Consider the following 23,156-nt stretch of genomic DNA (forward strand, 5'->3'; position numbering starts at 1 on the left):
CGTTTCGGACACCGGAGACGGCTTTTACCTGGCGCAGTTCACTGCGCCCGGATGACGCAAGCCACAACCTTGACCTGCAGAATTCGGCGCCGTTAAATCATGCTTAATCATTTTGAGAAAAACAGGGGATATCGCTGTTTTTCATTCGGGGCACGGTTTTGCACTTCGACACGGCTGACGAGTCTTCTACGCAACGCGCGGTGGCGCAACTCCGGCCACGCGGCATGGCGATCCTCGGCGCGGCGCTGCTTTTCGCCGCGGCGGCCCTGCTCTCCGGCGGCGGTCTCGCCCGGCTGACATTCGTTCTCACGGCGGTGCTTCTGGCTCTGGCCGCGATCTGCATCTGGGTCGTGGTCCGGCGCACCGACCGGGCCGACCGCGCTGCCGTGCGACACGTGGCCGATTTCTTCGCCCATGATCCCGTGCCGGTGGCCCTGACCGGGCCGGACCTGGTGCTGCTTTACGCCAATCCTGCCGCGCGCTCGGCCTTCGGTGGCGAGGATGAAACGACGTTGACCGGGCTCCTGGATGCGGAACTGGCCAACGTGTCGGCCTTCCTGTTCGACATGGAACGAGAGGTCCGCACCCGCGGCGCCGCGCTGCGCGAGGTCGACAGGCCCGATGGAAGGCTCTCGGTCAGCGTCCATTCGACCGGCGGCGACCGTTGCCTCTGGCGCGTGCACTTCACGGCCTCTCCGTCCGGACCGGCCGTGCCGGGCGGCGCGGTCCCGGTCGTCCGCCTCGGGGCAGGGGACGAGGTGCTCGGCCTCAACGACGCCGGCCAAAGGCTGCTCGGCGCCCGCGGCGGCGAGTGCGAGGCGTTCTGTCCGCAGGGGCCGCTTCGCGCGGGCCAGGTCTGCACGATCCTGACCGAGGAGGGCCCGGCCGGCCGTCTGGTGGCCGACTGGCCCCGTGAGGACGGCACGCGCGACGTCTTCCTTTTCCCGCCCGTCGCCGCGGCGGAGGACGCGCCGGACGGCTGGGCCTTCTTCGAGGCGCTGCCGGTGCCGCTGCTCAAACTGTCGCGCGACGGGCGGCTCCTGCTGTCGAACCGGCCGTCCCGCGCGTTGCTGGCGATCGACAGCGCCGAGGGCCGGCGGCTGGCCGACGTGCTGGAAAGCCCCGGCCGCCCGCTGCCGGACTGGCTCGACGATGCGGCCGCCGGGCGCGGCACGGTCCAGGCCGAAACCGTCCGCGTCAGGCGCGAGGATCGGGAGGTGTTCGTGCAGGTGGCACTGACGCCCGCGATCGACAATGGCGAAGCCGTGCTGATCGCCGTCCTGCACGATGCGACCAAGTTCAAATTCCTCGAAGCCCAGTTCGTCCAGAGCCAGAAAATGCAGGCCATCGGCCAGCTCGCGGGCGGGGTGGCGCATGATTTCAACAACCTTCTGGCGGCGATCTCGGGTCATTGCGACCTTCTGCTTCTGCGCCACGAGCAGGATGACGGCGATTATGCCGACCTTGTGCAGATCAGTCAGAACGCCAATCGGGCCGCGGCCCTTGTCAGCCAGCTGCTGGCCTATTCCCGCAAGCAGACCCTGCGGCCGCGGGTCATCGACCTGCGCGAGGTGCTGTCGGATCTGACGCATCTTCTGAACCGGCTGGTCGGCGAAAAGGTCACGCTCGAGGTCAGCCACGATCCCGAGCTCTGGGCCGTGCGGGCCGACAAGCGGCAGCTTGAGCAGGTGCTGATGAACCTCGTGGTCAACGCGCGCGACGCCATGCCCGACGGGGGCGACATCACCATCACCACCGGCAACCGGATCCTGAAGGAGCCGCTTCGCCGCGACAGGGCCGTCGTGGCGCCGGGCCGCTACGTTGCCGTCACCGTCACCGATCGGGGGGCGGGCATCGCGGCCGATCATCTCGAAAAGATCTTCGAGCCCTTCTTCACCACCAAGCGGCCGGGCGACGGCACCGGGCTGGGCCTGTCGACCGTCTACGGCATCATGAAACAAACCGGCGGGTTCATTTTCGTCGACAGCACGCCGGGCGAGGGCACCCGCTTCCTCATGCTGTTCCCGGCACACGAGGCGCCCGCGCGGGTGGCCGCGCCCGCGCCGCTGCCCTCGCTGCGCGACGCCAAGGCGGAGGGGGTCGTGCTGCTGGTGGAAGACGAGGCGCCGGTGCGCGCCTTCGCCAGCCGCGCCCTGAAAATGAGGGGGTTCACCGTGCTCGAGGCCGACTCGGCCGAGGCCGCGCTGAAGATCCTCGAGGATGACGGCCTGCATATCGACGTCTTCCTGACCGACGTCATCATGCCGGGGATGGACGGGCCCTCCTGGGTGCGGGAGGCGCTGACGACCCGCCCCGACACGCAGGTGATCTTCATCTCGGGCTACGCGCCGGAAACCTTCGGCGAGAGCGAGACCGAGGTGCCGAACTCGGTCTTCCTGCCCAAGCCGTTCTCCCTCACCGAACTGACCGAGACGGTCGGCGCCCAGGTCAGCGAAGGCCGCAACCGCCCGGCCTGACATCTCGAAACCGCGGCCCCGGGCTCTACGTTTCCGTGTCCGCCCGCGCGTTCAGCGCCTGCCAGAGGCGGAGGTCATCCTCGCCCGGTTCGGCCCCGTCCGCGTCGGCGGCATCATGATGCAACAAGGTGCCATCGTAGAAATCGCGCCAATCCTTCTGCAGCCCGGTATCCCGGACAAAGCGGGACATCGGCCGGGAAAACAACGGGTCGCGCAGCCCCTCGCCGCTGAACCGCAACAGTGTGACGGGCATGGTCTCCGCCAGGTCCAGAAGCTTCCTGTTCGTCACCCGCCACAGCGCCAGCCCTTCGGCCAGGGACAGGAGGGCGCCGACGTGTTCACCTCCCCGAGGAAAAGCCCGGCCGCCTCCAGGCAGGCGGAGACGAGCGAGATGCCGCTTCGATGCATCCCCAGCACGGTGACGGGTGGTGACATCCTATCCATGGTACCATTTCTCGATCACGCTGCCCCCATCGTAATCCAGGCCGGTATCCACTTCGAAATCGTACTGCGGGCGCGCATAATCCGCCCCCGTGACCCGCCTGTACTCCTCGCGGCTGTCGCCGAAATAGTCCGGGCGCGCGGTCGCGGCGCCCCCGTGGAACTGGTGGAACGTGGCCTCTCCGAGCAGGAGCACGTTGCGCGCGCCCCGCGAGATGACATAGCGCCGGAAGATCTCGAGATTGCAAAGCCCCCCGCCAGGCCTGTGGCCGGGTCGGAGCCGTTGTCGACGATGACGATCTCGTAATCTTCACCCGAGACAGCTTTCTGCAACGGCGGCAGGGTCGAGCGCAGCGTCCTCGGGACCTCGCGCTGCATGTCATAGGCCAACAGCAATATGGACAACCGCACGCTTTCGCCCCTCCCTATGCCTGATCGAATCGGGCCGGTCTGACCCTGCCATACAGGGATATCCGCCATGACGCACATGCTGTGGGGGCAGGGCTGTCGGCGCGACCCGCAGACCGACGATCGTGCCCGCTTCGACAGATCATGCCGACCGGGTCACGTCGCCCGGCAGCGGCGTGTACGCTCCGCCGGGGCCGATGCCCTCGTACAAGGCGAACTCGTAATCGAACTTCCGGCGAAACCTTTCCGCCACCCCGGGCGACAGGTCGAGCGGCATCGGCGGCGAGGCATTCCTGACATCGGTCGCCAGCGGCGTGCCAAGCCGCTCTTCCAGGAAGGCTTTCAGCCCGGCCTGGTCCTCGTAGCGAAAGACATGCGTCGCTGCCGTCCCGTTGCGCTGCGGCTCGAGAAACTTCGCCTGGGAGCCGACATTGGCAAAGGCCGGCCGGTCGCCCTTCATGTAGGCCAGCACGAAATCGTCGAAACTGACGCCTTGCGTGCTGGTCCGCTGGCCCTCGAGAAAGTCGCGCTGGCGATAGCGGTACCAGCTTCCCAGCCAGTCGACCGGCTCGCGCATCACCGCCAGAATCGTCAGGTCCTCGCCCACGAATTTCTCGAGCATCGGCCGGAAGAACCGGTTGTAGCGGAAGACCGGCGCATGCTTCAACTCCGGCGGGTCGCGCACCACCATCGTCGCAAGCGGCTCCAGCGCGGCCTGCCAGGCGGTCGTCCCGGTCTTGGGCACCGACAGGAACACAAGCTTTTCCCGTGCAAAAACAAGCATGCTGGTCATCTGCCCCCGGTTTCGCCTCAACCGTAAACTACTTCTTAACCCCCTTGGGCAAAAGTGGATTTGACAACAATTTTCTTGAAATGTTCCACTTTTGTCTGCATAACGTCGAGAACAAGAGGTGAACGAATGCAGCGATGGACGCCCGGAACAGGGTGTGAAATAAGGATGAAAACCACATGGCAACGGCAGATCTTTTGACGATGGATTCGAAGAAGAACGCGGACAAGCAGAAGGCGCTCGACAGCGCGCTGGCGCAGATCGAACGCCAGTTCGGCAAGGGCTCGATCATGAAGCTCGGCGCCGACAACCCGGTACAGGATATCGAGTCGACCTCGACGGGCTCGCTGGGCCTCGATATCGCGCTCGGCATCGGAGGCCTGCCCAAGGGCCGGATCGTCGAGATCTACGGGCCGGAAAGCTCGGGCAAGACCACGCTGACCCTGCATTGCGTGGCCGAGGAACAGAAGAAGGGCGGCGTCTGCGCCTTCGTCGACGCCGAACATGCGCTCGACCCGATCTATGCCAGGAAGCTGGGCGTCGACCTTGACGAGCTGCTGATCTCGCAGCCCGACACGGGCGAGCAGTCGCTGGAAATCGTCGACACCCTGGTCCGCTCCGGCGCGGTCAGCATGGTCGTGGTCGATTCGGTCGCGGCGCTGACCCCGAAATCCGAGCTCGAAGGCGACATGGGCGACAGCAGCGTCGGCGTGCAGGCCCGGCTGATGAGCCAGGCGATGCTCAAGCTGACCGGCTCGATCAGCCGCTCGAAATGCACCGTCATCTTCATCAACCAGATCCGCATGAAGATCGGCGTGATGTTCGGCTCGCCCGAAACCACCACGGGCGGCAACGCCCTGAAATTCTACAGCTCGGTCCGGATGGACATCCGCCGCATCGGCTCGGTCAAGGACCGCGACGAGGTGGTCGGCAACCAGACCCGGGTGAAAGTGGTCAAGAACAAGGTCGCCCCGCCCTTCAAGCAGGTGGAATTCGACATCATGTATGGCGAGGGCATCTCGAAGACCGGCGAACTGATCGATCTCGGGGTCAAGGCCGGCGTGGTCGAGAAATCCGGCAGCTGGTTCAGCTACGGCGACGAGCGCATCGGCCAGGGGCGCGAGAACGTCAAGAGTTTCCTCAAGGAAAACAAGCAGATCGCGCTGGAAATCGAAGACAAGATCCGGGCCGCCCACGGGCTCGAATTCGACATGTCGGGTTTCGATGAAGAGGACGGCAGCGGCACCTCGGACGACATCCTCGAAGCCTGATCTTCCGCCATTTGCGGGGCAGGGGCCCGGGCCGTATCGGCCCGGGCCTTTTCGTGGTGACCGCTAGCTGTGGACATGGGCCTGACGCACCGCTAAATCAGCGTGACGCCCGCGAAATCCGCTACCGGAAGAGACCCGATGCCGACGCTCAACGAAATCCGCTCCACCTTCCAGTCGTTCTTCGAGCGCAACGATCACCGGATCGTTCCCAGCTCTCCGCTGGTGCCGCGCAACGACCCGACGCTGATGTTCACCAACTCGGGGATGGTCCAGTTCAAGAACCTCTTCACCGGGGTCGAGCATCGCGACTATACCCGCGCCACCACCAGCCAGAAATGCGTCCGCGCCGGCGGCAAGCACAACGATCTCGACAACGTGGGCTATACCGCCCGCCACCACACGTTCTTCGAGATGCTGGGGAATTTCAGCTTCGGCGACTACTTCAAGGACCAGGCGATCCCCTATGCCTGGGACCTGCTGACCAAGGATTTCGGCCTCAACAAGGACAAGCTGCTCGTCACCATCTATCACACCGATGACGAGGCGGCGGAGATCTGGAAGAAATACGCAGGGCTAACCGATGACCGGATCATCCGCATCGCCACGGATGACAATTTCTGGTCGATGGGCTCCACCGGCCCCTGCGGCCCCTGTTCCGAGATCTTCTATGACCACGGGCCCGGGATCTGGGGCGGCCCGCCGGGCAGCGCCGAGGAAGACGGCGACCGGTTCATCGAGATCTGGAACCTCGTCTTCATGCAGAACGAACGCTTCGAAGACGGCACTATGCGCGAGCTCGACATGCAGTCGATCGACACCGGCATGGGGCTGGAACGGATCGGCGCGCTGCTGCAGGGCAAGCACGACAATTACGACACCGACCTGATGCGCACCCTGATCGAGGCCTCGGCCAACATCACCGACGGCGCGTCCGACGGGCCGGGCAACGTGCATCACCGGGTGATCGCCGATCACCTGCGCTCGACCTCCTTCCTCATCGCCGATGGCGTCATGCCCTCGAACGAGGGGCGCGGCTATGTCCTGCGGCGGATCATGCGGCGGGCGATGCGCCACGCGCACCTGCTGGGCGCGAAAGATCCGGTGATGTTCCGCCTGGTGCCGACCCTCGTGGCGCTGATGGGACAGGCCTTCCCCGAACTCGGCCGCGCCCAGCCGCTGATCGAGGAGACGCTGAAGCTCGAGGAGACCCGCTTCAAGCAGACGCTCGACCGCGGGCTCAGCCTGCTCGATGCCGAGCTGAAGGGCCTGCCCGAGGGCCAGAACCTGCCCGGCGAGACGGCGTTCAAGCTCTACGACACGTTCGGCTTCCCCCTCGACCTGACCCAGGATGCCCTGCGCGAACAGGGCCGCGCGGTCGACACCGAAGGGTTCGATGCCGCCATGGCCGAGCAGAAGGCCAAGGCCCGCGCGGCGTGGTCCGGCTCGGGCGAGGCGGCGGATTCGACCGTCTGGTTCGACATCGCCGAAGAGAAGGGCACCACCGATTTTCTCGGCTACGATACGGAAGTGGCCGAGGCCCAGATCGTGGCCGTGGTGCAGGAGGGCAAACGCATCGACAGTGCCAAGGCCGGCGACACCGTCCAGTTCGTGCTGAACCAGACGCCCTTCTACGCCGAGGCCGGCGGGCAGGTTGGCGACACCGGCACGCTGGAAACCGATACCGGCACCGCCCGCATCACCGACACGAAAAAGGTGGCCGGAGTCTTCATCCATTTCGCCGAGGTGACCGACGGCGAGATCGCCAACGCCACCGCCGCGAAGCTGGAGGTCGACCACGCCCGCCGCACGCGGATCCGCGCCAACCACTCGGCCACGCACCTCCTGCACGAGGCGCTGCGCAAGGCGCTCGGCGATCACGTGGCGCAGCGCGGCAGCCTCAACGCGCCTGACCGGCTGCGCTTCGACTTCAGCCATGCCAAGGGGCTGACGCTCGAGGAACTGGCCCAGGTCGAGGCCGAGGTGAACAGCTTCATCCGCCAGAACTCCCCCGTCGAAACCCGGATCATGACGCCGGACGACGCCCGCGAAATCGGTGCTCAGGCGCTCTTCGGCGAGAAATACGGCGACGAGGTGCGTGTCGTGTCGATGGGCGCAGAGGACGGCTCGGGCAAGGGGCTCGACGGCCGGACCTACTCGATCGAGCTGTGCGGCGGCACCCATGTGCGCCACACCGGCGATATCGGCGTCTTCGTCACCATCGCCGAAGGCGCCTCCAGCGCCGGCGTCCGCCGGATCGAGGCGCTGACCGGGGCCGATGCCTTCCGCTACCTCTCGGAACAGGATCACCGTCTGGCCGCCGTGGCCTCCGAACTGAAGACCCGGCCCGAGGAGGCGGTCGACCGTGTCCGCGCGCTGCTCGACGAGCGCAAGGCGCTGACCGCCGAGGTGGCCCAGCTCCGGCGCGAGCTGGCCATGGGCGGCGGCGCGTCGAAAGGCGAGGGGGCCGAGGCCAAGGACGTTGGCGGCGTGAAATTCCTGGCGCAGGTGCTGAATGGCGTCTCGGGCAAGGACCTGCCGCCGCTCATCGACGAGATGAAGGCGCGGCTCGGCTCCGGCGCGGTGCTGCTCATCGCCGACGCGGGCGGCAAGGCCGCCGTGGCCGCCGGCGTGACCCCCGACCTGACCGATCGCGTTTCGGCCGTCGACCTCGTCAAGGCGGCGGTGCCGCATCTGGGCGGCAAGGGCGGCGGCGGCCGCCCCGACATGGCCCAGGGCGGCGGCAGGGACGTGGAAAACGCCGGCGCCGCGATCGAGGCGGCCGAACAGGTCCTGGCCGGCTGAGGGAGGTTTCGATGAGCGCCTACATCATCGCGCGGATCACCGTGACCGACCCCGAGGGCTACAAGGCTTATGCCAGCCAGACCGCGGCCCTGGCCGAGGCCTTCGGCGGCCGGTTCCTGGTCAAGGGCGGTGCGCAGGAGGTGCTCGAGGGCGACTGCCCCGACCGGCACGTCGTCATCGAGTTCCCCGACCGGCAGACCGCGCTTGACTGGTACAATTCCGACGCCTACCAGCGCATCCTGCCCATCGCGCTTGCGAACAGCACGCGCGACCTCGTCATCGTTGACGGTATGTGAACAGACCTCAGGAGAGACCCAATGCCCGCACTCTGGATCGCCCACGTGACCGTCACCGACGAGGACGCCTACGGCAAATACGCCAAGCTCGCCGGCCCCGCGATCGAAAAGCACGGCGGCTATTTCATCGCTCGCGGCGGCCGTTACGTCCAGCTCGAAGGCAATGACCGGCCGCGCAACGTGGTGGCGAAATTCCCCTCGGTCGAAGCGGCCGAGGAATGCTACCGCTCGCCCGAGTACCAGGAAGCGCTCGACCACGCGCGCGACGCCTCGGAGCGCGACCTGCTGATCGTCGAGACCAGCGAATAGGCAGGCTTCGGCACCCGCCACGGCATGGCACGCCGCGCCACGCGCAATCCCACCCTTAAGCCGACAGCCCGGATGCTGCAAGGCGTCGCGATCGGTTGATCGTTCCCGTTCGGCGAGGCAAACGTCGGAATAGGGCTAATTTGTTTCCGTTTCCGAAACAGTAGCCAACTCAATCACTTGGCCAACTGTGGCAGAAATATGGCGAAACTGCCTTATTTTGGCCTCATTCTTAAAGAAATCGCGAAATTTTCGCCGACTCGGCGCAGAATACATAATCGCACATGCGGGAGTATTTGCCGATGTGCGGTCCAAAAGTTCTACTGCTAAACCTTAGGGAGACTTTTAAATGAAGACTATCTTTGCTGTTGCTGCCACCGCGATGCTATTTGCTGCCCCCGCGGTCGCTTGGGAAGGCCAGAAAGTTGCCTGTTATGACAAGCACTGGGTTCCGGCCACGTATTACACCACCAAGCATCTTGAAATGGCAGCCAAGCACCAGTGGGAGCATGTCGACGGACAATACGTCAAGGTCTACTACCCGCCGGTCTACATGGAGAAGACCCATCTGCAAAAAGCCGGCCACTACGTGCTGCGCAAAGCGCCCTGCAATTAATCCGGCGCATCCAATACCCCAAAAACGAAGGCCCGGTCGTTTGACCGGGCCTTTTTCGTGACGAGGTGACTGTCGCCGAGCACGCTACATACGCGCCGGGCCCGTCACGAGGATTTCGATTGCCGCTTGCGCTCATGCGGGTCGAGATAGCGCTTCCGCAGCCGCAGGGCGTTCGGCGTCACCTCGACCAGCTCGTCATCGTTGATATAGGCGATCGCCTCTTCCAGGCTGAACTGGATATGCGGCGTCAGCCGCACGGCATCGTCGGTGCCGCTGGCCCGCACGTTGGTCAGCTTCTTGCCCTTCAGCGGGTTCACCTCGAGGTCGTTCTCGCGGCTGTGCTCGCCGATGATCATGCCCTGGTAGATCTTCTCCTGCGGGCCGATGAACATGCGCCCGCGATCCTCGAGGTTCCACAGCGCATAGGCCACCGCCTCGCCCGCTTCCATCGAGATCAGCACCCCCGCCCGGCGGCCCGGAATCGGCCCCTTGTGCGGGGTCCAGCCGTGGAAGACGCGGTTGAGAACACCGGTGCCGCGCGTGTCGGTCAGGAATTCGCCATGATACCCGATCAGCCCGCGCGACGGCACATGCGCCACGATCCGGGTCTTGCCGGTGCCCGCCGGCTTCATCTCGGTCATCTCGCCCTTGCGCGCGCCGGTGATCTTCTCGATCACCGCGCCGGAATAGTCGTCATCGACGTCGATCGTGACCTCTTCCACCGGCTCCAGCGTTTGGCCGTTCTCGTCCTCGCGCATCAGCACGCGGGGCCGGGCAATCGACAGCTCGAACCCCTCGCGCCGCATGTTCTCGATCAGCACGCCCATCTGCAACTCGCCACGGCCCGCCACGTCGAACGCCTCGCCGCCCGGCGTGTCGGTCACGCGGATGGCGACGTTCTGCTCGGCCTCCTTCATCAGCCGCTCGCGGATAACGCGCGATTGCACCTTCTTGCCGTCCCGCCCCGCCAGGGGCGAGTCGTTGATGCCGAAGGTGACAGAGATGGTCGGCGGGTCGATCGGCTGCGCCGACAGCGGCTCGTCCACGGCCAGCGCACAGATCGTGTCGGCCACGGTGGCCTTCGACATGCCCGCCAGCGTGACGATATCGCCCGCCTGCGCCTCGGGGATGTCCTGCAGCGTCAGGCCGCGGAACGCCTGGATCTTGGTCACCCGGAACTGCTCGATCTTCTGGCCGATCCGCGACAGCGCCTGCACCGTCGCGCCCACCTTCAGATGCCCCGATTCGACCCGGCCGGTCAGGATCCGCCCCACGAACGGGTCCGAGCCCAGCGTTGTCGCCAGCATCCGGAAATCCTCGTTCGCGCGCTTGAGCTGTTTCGGCGCCGGCACGTGGTTCACGATCAGGTCGAACATCGCCGACAGATCCTTGCGCGGCCCGTCAAGCTCGTGATCGGCCCAGCCGGAGCGGCCCGAGGCATACATATGCGGAAAGTCGAGCTGATCCTCGTTGGCGTCGAGATTGGCGAAAAGGTCGAAGCATTCGTCGAGCGCGCGGTCGGGCTCGGCATCCGGCTTGTCGACCTTGTTCAGCACCACGATCGGCCGCAGCCCCAGCGCAAGTGCCTTCGACGTCACGAATTTCGTCTGCGGCATCGGCCCCTCGGCCGCGTCCACCAGCAGCACCACGCCATCGACCATGCTGAGAATCCGCTCGACCTCGCCGCCGAAATCGGCGTGGCCGGGCGTGTCGACGATATTGATCCGCGTGCCCTTCCATTCGACGCTGGTCGCCTTGGCGAGGATGGTGATCCCCCGCTCTCGTTCGAGGTCGTTGCTGTCCATGGCACGTTCGGCCACGGCCTGGTTGGCGCGAAAGGCGCCGGATTGCTTCAGCAATTCGTCGACAAGCGTGGTCTTGCCGTGGTCCACGTGAGCGATGATCGCGATGTTGCGCAGGTCCATTCGGGTGTCCTTGGGATGTTTGCGCGCGGCTTAACCGTGGTTCCGGCGAATGGCCAGAGGGAAAGCGCGGTCAACCGCCGACGCAACGCGCAAAAAGCGCGGCAGGGGCAGAAGCGTGGGCCCGAGAACACGGATACGGGCGCCGCTGCCGATCTTGAACCGGGCGAGGCCGGGGGCTCTCTCGGTATCGATCGTGCCCAGATCGAGCCGCGCAAACCCCCGCGCCGCCAGCCACTCCGACGCCTCCCACAACAGCAGGTGATGCGCCGACGTCTTGCGGCCCGCCGCGCCGGACCAGCCAATATGATAGCTCGCCACCGGCGGGTGCAGCAGGAACAGCATGAAGGCCACCGTGTCCTGACCCTGATGGGCTGTGAAGAGCCGGGTGGCCTGACGATCCCCTCCGGCCCAGTGGTGCAGGAAAGCCGGGGGCAGGGCAGCATAGCCCCGCGCCTTGCGCTGCGCCGTCTCCCGCCCCAGCAAACCCGCGTCCGCCGCCATGTCCACCGGCCGGTGCCGGACGGTCAGGCCCGCGGCCCGGGCACCGCGCAGCCGGTTGCGCCATTTGCCATGCTGCCGCGCCATCCGGTCTGCCGCGGGCGCCGTCAGGTCGATCTCGGCAACGCTCGCCGCACTCATCACCGCCGGCGCCCCGAGCCAGCATGCCTCGAGCGGTGTATCCGGCTGAACCACCGCCGCGCCCCCCACGGCGCCGGCAAGCCCCGCCAACGCCTCGCGCCGCGCGGCCAACGGGGCCCCGGGAAGCCACACCGGCCCCCGCCCGATCCACGCCAGCCGTCCCGGCCCGACACGGCGATACAGCACCTGAACCCGCCCGATCTCCCTGCCGTCAGCAACGACCCGGTAGATCCCCGCCTCGCCCCCCATCCGGCGCACGGCCTGCCCATAAAACGGGTGCTGCTGAAGGGCACAGGGCAGGGCGGGCCAGTCGCCCATGAAACTTTTTTCTAGCCGCATGGGCCAAGTTAACGATTTGGAAACCTAACAGACCGTTAAGTCCGCGGCATGAAAAACACGAATAACACGGTACTGGGTCACCATGCCCCCGCTCCGCGCCCCACGCTCTTCGGTCTGACGCTGTTCGCGGCGGGGCTCTCCCTTGGCTTCCTGCTGGCCCTCGGCCTCGTCCGGCTGTTCTTCAACTAGAAAGGGCCGCGCAAAGCACGGCCCCCTTCGAACGGCTATCCCGGAAAGATCAGAACGGTATCTCGTCGTCGTAATCCCGCGAGGGCCCCGGCGACGCGGGCTGCCCCTGCGACGGCCCGCTGTCATAGCCGCTGCCGTAATCGCTGCCGCCGCCGCCGTAATTGCCACCCTGGCTGCCACCGCCGCCATCGCGGCCGTCGAGCATCTGAAGCGTTCCGTCGAACCCCTGCAGCACGATCTCGGTCGAATACCGATCCTGCCCGGACTGGTCCTGCCATTTGCGCGTCTGCAGCTTGCCTTCGATGTAAACCTTCGACCCCTTGCGCAGGTACTGCTCGCACACCCGAACCAGCCCTTCGGAGAAAATCGCCACGCTGTGCCATTCCGTCCGCTCGCGGCGTTCGCCGGTGTTCTTGTCCTTCCACTGCTCCGAGGTCGCCACGCGCAGGTTGCACACCTTGCCGCCGTTCTGGAACGTCCGCACCTCGGGATCGCGGCCCAGGTTTCCGATGATTATTACCTTGTTGACCGATCCGGCCATCGCGCCCTCCTGCGGTTCATCTCGTGTTCTGCTGGTTACACCATCGCAGAAGGGTGAAGGAAAGCCTAAAATTCTAAACAAATGACGGGAATCCGCCTGTTCCGCCCCGGCAAGGCACGGTGATCTGGAAATCCGCGCCAAAATCCGTATAGTCCCCCCATTATTGGATCTGGGGACAATTGGGGACAGTGACGGGGATGCGCACAATTGTAACGGCGGTGCTTTGCGCCGCGTTTTCATTTCCGGCAACCGCCCAGGCCGACATTTTCGGCAGCAAGGGCAAGAAGAACTTCAGCAACCAGACGCGGGTGCTCGATACCCGCGCCAGCCAGCAATACAAGGCCTCCGTGCGCCTGCAGCCCGACAAGGTGGTGACGCCCACCAAGTGGGGCAGCGCGCAGGCCTATAACGGCCGCTACCGGGGCGAGTTCCTCGACATGGCGAAATCGGCGGCGCTCCGCCACGGCGTGCCGACCGACCTGTTCCTGCGGCTGGTGCAGCAGGAATCGGGCTGGAACGCCAAGGCGCTCTCGCACAAGGGGGCGATCGGCCTTGCGCAGCTCATGCCCGGCACCGCGGCGGTGCTGGGGGTCGATCCGCACGATCCCTACCAGAATCTCGATGGCGGCGCCCGCTACCTCGCCCAGCAATACCGCGCCTTCCGCTCGTGGCGTCTGGCGCTCGCGGCCTACAATGCCGGGCCCAAGGCGGTCGAGAAATACGGCGGCGTGCCACCATATCAGGAAACCACCAACTACGTGAAGGTGATCTGGGGCAGCTAGGGCCGCCCCGTCGCCTCACCTATCAAGGCCCCGGCATTCCGGGGCTTTTTCATTCCGGCTCGGCAAACCCGATCTCGTAGAGATGGATCTCATGCGCCGGATGCTTCTCGGCGTTCACCAGACCGTTGTGATGACTGAAAAGCGCCCGCCAGAACGGCTGGATGATCACCCCGTCCTCGCGCAGCATCGTCTCGATCTTCTCCATCACCGCCCGCCTTTTGCCCGCATCGGCGATCGACATCGCCTCGTCGAGCAGCGCGTCGAAGGCCGGGTTCGCATAGCCGCTCTCGTTCCACGCCGCGCCCGAGCGATAGGCCAGCATCAGCACCTGCACGTCGAGCGGCCGGTGATTCCATTGCGTGGCCGAGAACGGGTACTCCTTCCACGTCTCCCAGAAGATCGCGCCGGGCAGGATCGTCCGCCGCACCCGCAGCCCCGCATCGCGCATCAAGGCTGCCACCGCATCGCCCGTGTTGCGCTGCCATTCGTCGTCGATGGTGATCAGCTCGTGCTCGAACGCCTCCATCCCGGCCTCGCGCATCTGCTCCATCGCCGCGCCGGGGTCATACTCCGCCGGGCCGATATCGGCATAGGCGGGGTGAATGGGGCTCACATGGTGGTTTGCCGCCACCGTGCCGCGCCCGCCATAGCCCAGCTCGAGACAGATCTCGTTATCCACCGCCAGCGCCAGCGCCCGGCGCACCGCCGCCTCCTGGTAGGGCCGCCGCCCGTCGATCTCGGCCTGCTGGTTGCCCCGGATCACCGTGGTCGCCGCGGTCTCCGTCCGGGTCTGCGTCCAGCCCAGCCCGTCCATCACGTCAACGAAATCCCCCACCGTCTCGTAAAGCAGGTCGACCTCGCCCTCCCGCGCGGCCTCGACCCAGTTCGCAGGATCAGTGCCGTAATCGAGAAACTCCACCCGGTCGACATACGGCCCGCCGTAGACCTCCGTCCCCCACCAGTCCTGCCCGGTTTGGCGCTCGAGGATACAGCTCTCCCCCGGCGTCAGGCTCACCGGCCGGAACGGCCCGGTCCCGATGCCGTGGGCAAACGGGTCGCCGCCGTCATAGCTTTCATGCACCACCGCCGCCGGGTAATCCGACATGTTGGCAATCACCGCGATATCCGGCGCGCTGAGCGACAGCTCGACCGTCTGCTCGTCCCGCACCGTCACTGCGCCGTCGCGCATCTTCCCGGTTTCGGGGTCGATTAGCCCGCTCAGCCGCCCGGCCATCGAATTGCCCGCGACCGAGCTGTCGCACCACCGCGCGATGTTGCGCGCCACGTCCCGCGCGGTGAACGCATCGCCATTGCTCCACCGCACGCCCTGCCGCACATGCAGGACATAGGCGGTCGCGTCCTCGTTCACCTCCCAGCTTTCCAGCAGCATCCCCCGAATGGCCCCGCTGCCCTGGTACTCCACCAGGTACTCCAAAAACCCGCGCGTCTGGTTGCCCAGCTCGCTCCAGTCGAACAGCCGCGGGTCCTTCATCTCGCGCACTGTCTGCTGGATGCGCAGCGTGCCGCCCCGCGCGATCTGCGCCGTGGCGGCCGAGGGCAAAGCGAACCCGCCCAGCGCACAGGCGGCGGCGGTGCTGGCGCCAAGGCCGTTCACCCGCGCCAGGAACTCCCGCCGCCCGATAGCGCCCTCGCGCAACTCCCGCGCCAGCCCCTCTGCGGCGGGATGCAGGGGGGGATCGGCACGGTTGCTCAATGACATGGGGACACCTGGAAATGATGGTGGAAGATGGCTTTCATCCGCCTGCACTCAACACGCCCGCATTCGTCAGGTTCCGCCCGCACGCCGCCATCAATTGTCCGGCGTTGGCATCGAGGCGGGGCGGCGATAGGGCATCGGCTCCTCCGTGCGGTCCGGCGCCCGCGAAGGCTCGGCCGGCGAGGAGGCAGGGGCAGGGGCAGGGGAAGCGGCAGGCGCGGGCGCCGCCTCCGGCGCGCGGGCCGGCATCGGCTTGGCCGGCGCGGCGGCCCCCGGCGCCGCTTGCCGCGCCACCGGCTTCTCGCCCGCCTTGGCCTTGCGCAGCGCCGTGGGCGACTTGCCCGTATGCTGCAGCACGAAGCGCGAGAAATAGGCGGCGCTGCGGAACCCCAGCATCGCCGCCACCCGGTTCGCCGGATGGTCCGTCGTCTCCAGCAGGTCGCGTACCGCGTGCACCGTCCGCCTTGTCAGCATCTCCGACGCCGTCATCCCCGCGCTCGACCGGCAGGCGCGGGTCAGGTGCGTGGGGGTCACGCCAAGGATGCGGGCATAATCCGACATCGGCTTGCCCGTCGTGTAATCCCGCTCCACCAGCGCCGCGTAGGCCATCACCAGCCGCTGCGCGGCGGTAGGGCTGGGCGGGTCGTCCGGCTGGTCGATGATCGCCCGCCGCAGCCACACCGTCAGCAGCGAGGCATGCGCCATCATCGCCTCGTCGGCAAAGGGGCGCGCGCTGCTCTGCTCGCGCTGCATGGTTTCCAGCAGCGTGGTCAGGTCTGCCTGCGCATGCACATCCCGGATCCGCAGCAACACCGGCTGGTCGGGCATCAGCACCGCACTGCGCGCCGGGATGGTACAGACCGTGCCGAACCCCTGCTTGCCCATCTCCAGCGAAAACAGCGTCTTTGCCGGCACGCACAGCGCTGTATGCACGCTCAGGCCGCGCATCACGCCCTCCACCATGCACCGGCCTTGCCCCCGCGTGACCCAGATCAGCGCGTGATCCTCGTGCGAATGCGGCAGCTCCGCCCGCCACGTGCCCGCGCCCGACCACTGGGCGATGCTCATGATCCTGACTTGTCTGGTCAATGCGGCCCTGTCCCCCGCGTCCCGTCGCCTTTTCAACAGTTTTCACGAGGTCAGGGCGCATTAAAAGGAAAAAATGTCCGGAATACTACAAGTCGGCGGCGGATAGCCGCTCCCAGCCCGCCATCCGGGCGCGAAACCACGTTCTTTGCCGTTTCGCAAAGCGCCGCGTGGCCACGATCGCGGCCTCCCGCGCCTCGTCAAGCGTCATCTCGCCCTTCAGATGCGCGATCAGCTCCGGCGCGCCGATGGCCTTGGCCGACAGGTGCGCCGGGTTCCAGATCGGCAGGTTCGCCCGCGCCTCCTCCAGCGCCCCGGCCTCCAGCATCAGGTCGAACCGCCGCTCGATCCGCGGGTTGAGCCACTCTTTCGGCGCCTCCACCACCAGCCGGGCACAGGCCCCGGGCGGCAACAGCGGCGGCGGCGTGTCGTCCTGCCACTCGGCAATACCGCGCCCGGTTGTCCGCTGCACCTCCCACGCCCGCTGAACCCGCATCGGGTTCCGCCGGTCGATCCGCGCCAGCGTGTCACCGTCCAGCTCGGCCAGCAGCGCTTCCAGCCCCTCCGCCTCCAGCCGCGCCGTCGCCTCTACCCGCACCTCCGGCGGCGTCGCCGGGATCTCGGCCAGCCCCTCGGTCAGCGCCGTGAAATAGAGCCCCGTGCCGCCCACGATCACCGGCCGCGCCGTTCCCGCCAGCACCTCCCTGACCTCGCGCAGCCACCGCCCCACCGAGTAGTCCCCGTCATGCGCCACATGCCCGTAGAGCAGATGCGGCACCTCCGCCTCGTCCGCCTCCGAGGGCCGCGCGGTCAGAACCCGCCAGTTCTCGTAGACCTGTATCGCATCCGCATTGACGATCACGCCACCCTGCGCCCCGGCGATCTCCATCGCCAGCGACGACTTGCCCGACGCGGTCGGCCCGGCGATCAGAACCGGCATGTCGGCGGGGATATCGGGAAGCTTCATCATGGCGGGGCAGGGGGTATCGCGGGCTCCGGGCCTTCGCGCGGGGCGCGCTTTCGCGCTTTATCCGCAGGAAAGGGGTTTCTTGGATTGAACCTGCCCGCCTTTTCCGACATTTTGCGCGCGATTGCCAGCCCGGCGCAGACGGAGCCCACCCCATGCCCGATTCAGACCCCGACAAGACCACCTTTCGCCGCGTGCTTCTGAAGATTTCCGGCGAAGCCTTGATGGGGGACCAGGGGTACGGGCTGCACCCGCCGACGGTCGAGCGCATCGCGCAGGAGGTCAAGTCGGTCCACGACATGGGCGTCGAGGTCTGCATGGTGATCGGCGGCGGCAACATCTTCCGCGGGCTTCAGGGCTCGGCGCAGGGGATGGAGCGCACCACGGCCGATTACATGGGCATGCTCGCCACCGTGATGAACGCGCTCGCCATGCAAAGCGCGCTCGAGGGGCTCGGCGTCTTCTGCCGCGTCATCTCGGCCATCCGGATGGACGAGGTCGCCGAGCCGTACATTCGCCGCCGCGCCGTGCGCCACCTCGAAAAGAAGCGCGTCTGCATCTTCGCCGCCGGCACCGGCAACCCCTATTTCACCACCGACACCGCCGCCACGCTCCGCGCCAGCGAAATGGCCTGCGAGGCGATCTTCAAGGGCACCAAGGTCGACGGCGTCTACGACAAGGACCCGGTCAAGCATGACGACGCGGTCCGCTTCGACAACGTCTCCTATGACGAGGTGCTGGCCAAGCATCTCAAGGTGATGGATGCCAGCGCCATCGCGCTCGCCCGCGACAACAACCTGCCGATCATCGTCTTCTCCCTCGACGAGCCGGGCGGCTTCCGCAGCATACTCTCGGGCAAGGGCACCTATACAACGGTGCACGCCTGAGGATAAAAAGGGTCGCAAGACCAACGACCGCAAGCAAGGATTCCACGACATGTCGGATGATTTCGAGCTCGACACGAACGATCTGCAACGCCGGATGGACGGGGCGATGCACTCGCTCCGGACAGAATTCGCCTCGCTCAGAACGGGCCGCGCCTCGGCCAGCATGCTCGAACCCGTTCAGGTCGAGGCCTATGGCCAGATGACACCCATCAACCAGGTCGGCACGGTGAACGTGCCCGAACCGCGGATGGTCACCATCAATGTCTGGGACAAGTCCCTCGTCAACAAGGTCGAGAAGGCGATCCGCGAAAGCGGGCTGGGCATCAACCCACAGATGAACGGTACGATCATCATGCTGCCGATCCCCGAACTGAACGAGGAACGCCGCAAGGAACTCGGCAAGGTCGCCGGCCAGTATGCCGAGCACGCCCGCGTCGCCATCCGCAACGTCCGCCGCGACGGGATGGACCAGATCAAGAAGGCCAAGTCCGACGGCATGTCCGAGGACGACCAGAAATTCTGGGAAACCGAGGTGCAGGAGCTGACCAACAAGTATATCGCGGCGGTCGACGAGGCGCTCGAATCCAAGCAAGCCGAGATCATGCAGGTCTGACATGGCAAAGGCGCGCGACACGCGGACAATCGACGCCCCCACAGGCCCCCGCCATGTCGCGATCATCATGGACGGCAACGGCCGCTGGGCGCAGGCGCGCGGGCGGCCCCGGCTCTTCGGCCACCATGCCGGCGCCCGCCGCGTGCGCGAGATCGTCACCGCCTGCCCGGACCTCGGCGTCGAGTACTTGACGATCTTCGCCTTCTCCACCGAGAACTGGAAACGCACCCAGACCGAGGTCGCGGGCCTCATGAGCCTCTTCCGCCGCTACATCATGAAAGAGATGCAGGACTTCGTGAAAGAGAATGTCCGCGTCCGTTTCATCGGCGACCGGCCGCGCCTCGACGCCAAGCTGCGCGCGCTGATGGACGAGGCCGAGCAGATGACCAGCCATTGCACCGGCACCAACCTCACCATCGCGCTCAACTACGGCGGCCGCGACGAGGTCTCGCGCGCCACCCGGCGGCTGGCCGAAGACGTGGCATCGGGCCGGCTCAAGCCCGGGGAAGTGGATGAAGAAACGCTTCCAAAGTACCTTGATACCTGCGTTTTACCCGATCCCGACCTGGTGATCCGCACCAGCGGCGAGGCGCGGATTTCCAACTTCCTCCTGTGGCAATCGGCCTATGCCGAGTACGAATTCATCGACACGCTCTGGCCCGACTTCACCAAGGACGTGTTCACCGAACTGCTGAAGGGCTACGGCGCCCGCGACCGGCGCTTCGGGGCCGTGACGGCATGAGCGACCCGAGACAGTGGCATGATCTCGTGCCGCGCGTTCTCTCGGGCGTGGCGATCGGGGTGGCGGGGCTCGTCGCGCTCTGGCTCGGCGGCTGGGTCTTCACCATCGTCGCCTGCACCGTCTGCGGTCTCATGGCCTGGGAGAACGCCCGCATGTTCGCGGCCCCCGCGCCGATGCAGGACGGGGCGCTCGCCGGCGGCGCGCTGCTGCTGCTCGCAGCCCTCCTGCCGGGCATCTTCGCCCTGCCGATCCTCGCCGCCTCCGCCGTCGTCACCGCCGCAAGGGCAGGGCGCGACAAGCCGCTCTGCTTCTGCGTCCATATCTGGATCCTGCTGGCCTGCCTCGCCCTCGTGGTGCTGCGCGGGCAGGCGGGGCTCGCCTCGATCCTCTGGCTGGTCGCCGTGGTCGTGGCCACCGACGTGGCCGGCTACTTCTTCGGGCGCAGCCTCGGCGGCCCGAAATTCTGGCCCGCCGTCAGCCCCAAGAAAACCTGGAGCGGCACCATCGGCGGCTGGGTCGCCGCCGCCATCGCCGGGGCCATCTTCGCCGGCCCGACCGGCGCCGGCCTCGCCCTCGTGCTGGTCTCCGTCCTCGTCTCCTTCGCCTCCCAGATGGGCGACATCGCCCAGAGCGCGGTCAAGCGCCGGGCCGGGGTCAAGGACAGCTCCAACCTCATCCCCGGCCATGGCGGCGTCTTCGACCGGTTCGACGGGCTGCTCGGCGGCGCGGCCATCGCCATGCTGCTCTGGGCCCTCAACGTGATCTCGCACACCGCATGAAACGGATCTCGATCCTCGGTGCGACCGGCTCGATCGGTCAGAACACCATCGACCTCGTCCGCCGCGATCCCGCCTCCTTCGATGTGGTCGCCCTGACCGGCGGCCAGAACGTGGCGCAACTGGCCCACGACGCCATCGCGCTCGAGGCCGAGATTGCCGTCACCGCCGACGAGACCCGCCTCGACGACCTGCGCGCCGCCCTCAGGGGCAGTACCGTCGAGGCCGCGGCAGGCGAAACCGCCCTGATCGAGGCTGCGCAACGCCCGGCGCACTGGGTGATGTCGGCCATCGTCGGCGCCGCCGGGCTGCGCCCCGGTCTCGCCGCGCTGGAACAGGGGGCGACACTCGCGCTCGCTAACAAGGAATCGCTCGTGGCCGCCGGGCCGCTGGTCATGCAGACCGCCCGCATCAATGGCGGCCGCATCCTGCCCGTCGACAGCGAACATTCCGGCATCTTCCAGGCGCTCAGGGGCGAGGATGCCGCCGCCGTCACCCGCATCATCATCACCGCCAGCGGCGGCGCCTTCCGCGACTGGCCGCTCGAGGATATCGCGCGCGCCACCCCCGAACAGGCCTCCACCCATCCCAACTGGGCGATGGGCCAGCGGATCACGATCGACAGCGCCTCGATGTTCAACAAGGCGCTGGAAATGATTGAAGCGCGGGAGTTTTTCGGCTTCACCCCCGACCAGATCGAGGTGCTGATCCACCCCGAATCCCTGGTGCACGCGCTGGTGGCCTACTGCGACGGCGGCATGATCGCCCATGTCGGCCCGCCCGACATGCGCCATGCCATCGGCCACGCCATGTACTGGCCCGAACGCTACGCGCTGCCCGTCGAACAGCTCGACCTCGCCGCCGTGGGCCAGCTCAATTTCCGCGCGCCCGACCTGCAACGCTACCCCGTCCTCAGCCTCGCCCGCGAGGTGATGGAGGCGCGCGGCTTCTCCGGCGCGATCTTCAACGCCGCCAAGGAACGCGCGCTCGACCATTTCATCGCCGGCCATATCGGCTTCTGCGACATGTGCGACGTGGTCGAGGAGGTGCTTGCCCGGCTGTCGTCAGAGGACAGCCTCACTTCTGCCGGCTTCACGCTTGACACGGTGCTCGAGGCAGACCACCTCGCAAGAACCCGCGCAGACGACGTGGTAAGAGAAAGAACAAGGTAGGAGTTGCGCGTGGACCCGATGGCGATCATCCCCCAGTTTGGCGGCGTTTTCATGACCGTGGTGGCGTTCATCGTCGCCCTTTCGATCATCGTGGCGATCCACGAATACGGCCATTACATCGTCGGGCGCTGGTGTGGGATCAAGGCCGAGGTCTTCTCGCTGGGCTTCGGCCCGGTGCTCCTCTCGCGCACCGACCGGCACGGCACCCGCTGGCAGTTCGCGGCACTGCCCTTCGGCGGCTACGTCAAGTTCATGGGCGACGCCAACGCCGCCAGCGGCACCGCCAGCGACGAGTACGGCACCATGAACGGCGACCAGAAACGCCATACCATGCTGGGCGCGCCGCTCTGGGCCCGCACCCTCACGGTCGCCGCCGGGCCGGTCTTCAACTTCATCCTCTCGATCATCGTCTTCACCGCGGTGATGATGTCCCAGGGCAAGGTCGCCGAACCGCTCGCCGTGGGCGAACTGACCGATCTGCCGGTCGAGGGGATCACCCTGCAGCCGGGCGACGAACTTGTCCGAATCGAGGGGCAGGAGGTTCCCGCCCGCGACGCCGACACCGGCGACAGCTTCCAGGATTTCATCGACGCCCTCCCGCAGGAGGCGCTGCTCGATTACGAGGTCCGCCGCGACGGCGAACTGATCTCGGTGCAGGGCCCGTACCCGATGCCGCCCCACGTGGTGCAGCTCTCGCCGCAATCGGCGGCCTACGACATCGACATGAAGCAGGGCGATGTCATCACCGCCGTCGATGGCCAGCCGATCGTGTCTTTTGCGCAACTCAAGGACATCGTCGAATCGTCCGAGGGCCGCGTGCTTCAGCTCGATGTCTGGCGCGACGGCGAGATGCTCGACTTCGCCCTCGCCCCCCGCCGCGTGGACGAGCCGCAGGACGAGGGCGGCTTCCGCACCGAGTGGCGCATCGGCATCGCCGGCGGCCTAGCCTTCGAGCCCGCCACCGAACGGCTCGGCCCGCTCGACGCGCTCGCCAACGGCACGGCGCAGGTCGGGCAGGTGATCTCCGGCTCGGTCTCGGGCCTCTACCACATGATCACCGGCGCCATCAGCAGCTGCAACATGTCCGGCCCCATCGGCATCGCCGAGGTCTCCGGCGCCATGGCCAGCCAGGGGATCTCGAACTACATCTGGTTCATCGCCGTCCTGTCCACCGCGGTCGGCCTCCTGAACCTCTTCCCGATCCCGGTGCTCGATGGCGGCCACCTGGTTTTCTATGCGTATGAAGCAGTTGCCGGGCGCCCGCCCAGCGACAAGGCGTTGCGCATCATCATGACCGTCGGCCTGTTCTTCGTCCTCTCGGTCATGGCCTTCGCCATCACCAACGATCTCTTCTGCCCCTGACGCCGGGGCAGG

Annotated in this window: 24 protein-coding genes; 14 read left to right on the forward strand and 10 right to left on the reverse strand. The window is 66.6% G+C overall.

Translation table 11 applies throughout. The annotated features are described in order from the left end of the window. The first annotated feature begins 224 nt into the window (after window positions 1–224). Window positions 225–2,477, forward strand: a complete 2,253-nt coding sequence (locus RLN94_RS07610; protein WP_350153582.1) for a hybrid sensor histidine kinase/response regulator — start codon at window positions 225–227, stop codon at window positions 2,475–2,477. A gap of 25 nt (window positions 2,478–2,502) precedes the next feature. Here RLN94_RS07610 and RLN94_RS07615 read toward each other — a convergent pair whose 3' ends face one another. The 4 genes from RLN94_RS07615 to RLN94_RS07630 form a co-directional block, all read right to left on the reverse strand. Beyond that, window positions 2,503–2,766, reverse strand: coding sequence for a hypothetical protein (locus RLN94_RS07615; protein WP_350126910.1), 264 nt, complete (start codon window positions 2,764–2,766; stop codon window positions 2,503–2,505). Beyond that, entirely contained in the window at window positions 2,763–2,921 is a 159-nt protein-coding gene (locus RLN94_RS07620) for a hypothetical protein (RefSeq protein WP_350126913.1), read from the reverse strand. The genes RLN94_RS07615 and RLN94_RS07620 overlap by 4 nt, the downstream gene beginning before the upstream one ends. Beyond that, window positions 2,914–3,114, reverse strand: a complete 201-nt coding sequence (locus RLN94_RS07625) for a hypothetical protein (protein WP_350126916.1) — start codon at window positions 3,112–3,114, stop codon at window positions 2,914–2,916. The genes RLN94_RS07620 and RLN94_RS07625 overlap by 8 nt, the downstream gene beginning before the upstream one ends. Before the next feature lie 354 nt (window positions 3,115–3,468). Further along, the gene (locus RLN94_RS07630; RefSeq protein WP_350127009.1) at window positions 3,469–4,110 is read right to left on the reverse strand and encodes a gamma-glutamyl kinase; all 642 of its coding nucleotides are present in this window, start codon (window positions 4,108–4,110) and stop codon (window positions 3,469–3,471) included. Window positions 4,111–4,295: 185 nt separating this feature from the next. Between RLN94_RS07630 and recA the strand changes: the two genes are divergently transcribed. The 5 genes from recA (at window position 4,296) to RLN94_RS07655 (ending at window position 9,407) form a co-directional block, all read left to right on the forward strand. Then, window positions 4,296–5,387, forward strand: coding sequence for a recombinase RecA (gene recA, locus RLN94_RS07635; RefSeq protein ID WP_350168745.1), 1,092 nt, complete (start codon window positions 4,296–4,298; stop codon window positions 5,385–5,387). Window positions 5,388–5,525: 138 nt separating this feature from the next. Beyond that, a complete protein-coding gene (gene alaS / locus RLN94_RS07640; RefSeq protein WP_350126922.1) occupies window positions 5,526–8,189 on the forward strand; it encodes an alanine--tRNA ligase in 2,664 nt (887 codons plus the stop codon). A gap of 11 nt (window positions 8,190–8,200) precedes the next feature. After that, the gene (locus RLN94_RS07645; protein ID WP_350126925.1) at window positions 8,201–8,485 is read left to right on the forward strand and encodes a DUF1330 domain-containing protein; all 285 of its coding nucleotides are present in this window, start codon (window positions 8,201–8,203) and stop codon (window positions 8,483–8,485) included. Window positions 8,486–8,506: 21 nt separating this feature from the next. Beyond that, window positions 8,507–8,794, forward strand: a complete 288-nt coding sequence (locus RLN94_RS07650; RefSeq protein ID WP_350126928.1) for a DUF1330 domain-containing protein — start codon at window positions 8,507–8,509, stop codon at window positions 8,792–8,794. Between the two features lie 346 nt (window positions 8,795–9,140). Beyond that, window positions 9,141–9,407 carry a hypothetical protein gene (locus RLN94_RS07655; protein ID WP_350126931.1) on the forward strand — a complete coding sequence of 89 codons (267 nt, stop codon included), beginning with the start codon at window positions 9,141–9,143 and terminating at the stop codon, window positions 9,405–9,407. A 104-nt stretch (window positions 9,408–9,511) separates the two neighbouring features. Here the strand turns inward: RLN94_RS07655 and typA are convergent, their stop codons facing one another. Continuing rightward, a complete protein-coding gene (gene typA, locus RLN94_RS07660; RefSeq protein ID WP_350126933.1) occupies window positions 9,512–11,332 on the reverse strand; it encodes a translational GTPase TypA in 1,821 nt (606 codons plus the stop codon). A 30-nt stretch (window positions 11,333–11,362) separates the two neighbouring features. After that, entirely contained in the window at window positions 11,363–12,289 is a 927-nt protein-coding gene (locus tag RLN94_RS07665) for a GNAT family N-acetyltransferase (protein WP_350081119.1), read from the reverse strand. 69 nt (window positions 12,290–12,358) lie between these two features. On the opposite strand from RLN94_RS07665, the gene RLN94_RS07670 reads away from it, so the two are divergent. Further along, window positions 12,359–12,499 carry a hypothetical protein gene (locus RLN94_RS07670; RefSeq protein WP_350081121.1) on the forward strand — a complete coding sequence of 47 codons (141 nt, stop codon included), beginning with the start codon at window positions 12,359–12,361 and terminating at the stop codon, window positions 12,497–12,499. Between the two features lie 49 nt (window positions 12,500–12,548). On the opposite strand, the gene ssb is transcribed toward RLN94_RS07670, so the two are convergent. Continuing rightward, window positions 12,549–13,040, reverse strand: a complete 492-nt coding sequence (gene ssb, locus RLN94_RS07675) for a single-stranded DNA-binding protein (RefSeq protein WP_350081123.1) — start codon at window positions 13,038–13,040, stop codon at window positions 12,549–12,551. A gap of 197 nt (window positions 13,041–13,237) precedes the next feature. Between ssb and RLN94_RS07680 the strand changes: the two genes are divergently transcribed. Then, a complete protein-coding gene (locus RLN94_RS07680) occupies window positions 13,238–13,822 on the forward strand; it encodes a lytic transglycosylase domain-containing protein (RefSeq protein ID WP_350081125.1) in 585 nt (194 codons plus the stop codon). A gap of 49 nt (window positions 13,823–13,871) precedes the next feature. On the opposite strand, the gene RLN94_RS07685 is transcribed toward RLN94_RS07680, so the two are convergent. From RLN94_RS07685 to miaA, 3 genes are all read right to left on the reverse strand, one after another. Continuing rightward, window positions 13,872–15,542, reverse strand: coding sequence for an ABC transporter substrate-binding protein (locus RLN94_RS07685; protein ID WP_350081127.1), 1,671 nt, complete (start codon window positions 15,540–15,542; stop codon window positions 13,872–13,874). A gap of 90 nt (window positions 15,543–15,632) precedes the next feature. Beyond that, entirely contained in the window at window positions 15,633–16,628 is a 996-nt protein-coding gene (locus tag RLN94_RS07690; RefSeq protein ID WP_350168747.1) for an AraC family transcriptional regulator, read from the reverse strand. 85 nt (window positions 16,629–16,713) lie between these two features. Further along, window positions 16,714–17,595 carry a tRNA (adenosine(37)-N6)-dimethylallyltransferase MiaA gene (gene miaA / locus RLN94_RS07695; protein WP_350081131.1) on the reverse strand — a complete coding sequence of 294 codons (882 nt, stop codon included), beginning with the start codon at window positions 17,593–17,595 and terminating at the stop codon, window positions 16,714–16,716. A gap of 152 nt (window positions 17,596–17,747) precedes the next feature. On the opposite strand from miaA, the gene pyrH reads away from it, so the two are divergent. Genes pyrH through rseP form a run of 6 tightly spaced genes read left to right on the forward strand, consistent with a single transcriptional unit; the run spans window position 17,748 to window position 23,144 of the window. Beyond that, window positions 17,748–18,479 (forward strand): UMP kinase, encoded by a 732-nt coding sequence (gene pyrH, locus RLN94_RS07700; RefSeq protein ID WP_350081133.1) that lies wholly within the window; start codon window positions 17,748–17,750, stop codon window positions 18,477–18,479. A 49-nt stretch (window positions 18,480–18,528) separates the two neighbouring features. Next, window positions 18,529–19,092, forward strand: a complete 564-nt coding sequence (gene frr / locus RLN94_RS07705; RefSeq protein WP_350081135.1) for a ribosome recycling factor — start codon at window positions 18,529–18,531, stop codon at window positions 19,090–19,092. Between the two features lies 1 nt (window position 19,093). Beyond that, the gene (gene uppS, locus RLN94_RS07710) at window positions 19,094–19,834 is read left to right on the forward strand and encodes an undecaprenyl pyrophosphate synthase (RefSeq protein WP_350081137.1); all 741 of its coding nucleotides are present in this window, start codon (window positions 19,094–19,096) and stop codon (window positions 19,832–19,834) included. After that, on the forward strand, window positions 19,831–20,613 hold the full coding sequence (locus RLN94_RS07715) for a phosphatidate cytidylyltransferase (RefSeq protein ID WP_350081139.1): 783 nt from the start codon (window positions 19,831–19,833) through the stop codon (window positions 20,611–20,613). Before uppS ends, RLN94_RS07715 begins: the two co-directional genes overlap by 4 nt. Then, window positions 20,610–21,782: a 1-deoxy-D-xylulose-5-phosphate reductoisomerase gene (gene dxr / locus RLN94_RS07720; protein ID WP_350081141.1), complete on the forward strand. Its 1,173-nt coding sequence runs from the start codon at window positions 20,610–20,612 to the stop codon at window positions 21,780–21,782. The genes RLN94_RS07715 and dxr overlap by 4 nt, the downstream gene beginning before the upstream one ends. Window positions 21,783–21,791: 9 nt before the next feature. Continuing rightward, window positions 21,792–23,144, forward strand: a complete 1,353-nt coding sequence (gene rseP / locus RLN94_RS07725) for an RIP metalloprotease RseP (RefSeq protein ID WP_350158561.1) — start codon at window positions 21,792–21,794, stop codon at window positions 23,142–23,144. The last annotated feature ends 12 nt before the right edge of the window (window positions 23,145–23,156 follow it).

This window comes from Roseovarius sp., assembly GCF_040223625.1.
Lineage (GTDB): Bacteria > Pseudomonadota > Alphaproteobacteria > Rhodobacterales > Rhodobacteraceae > Roseovarius.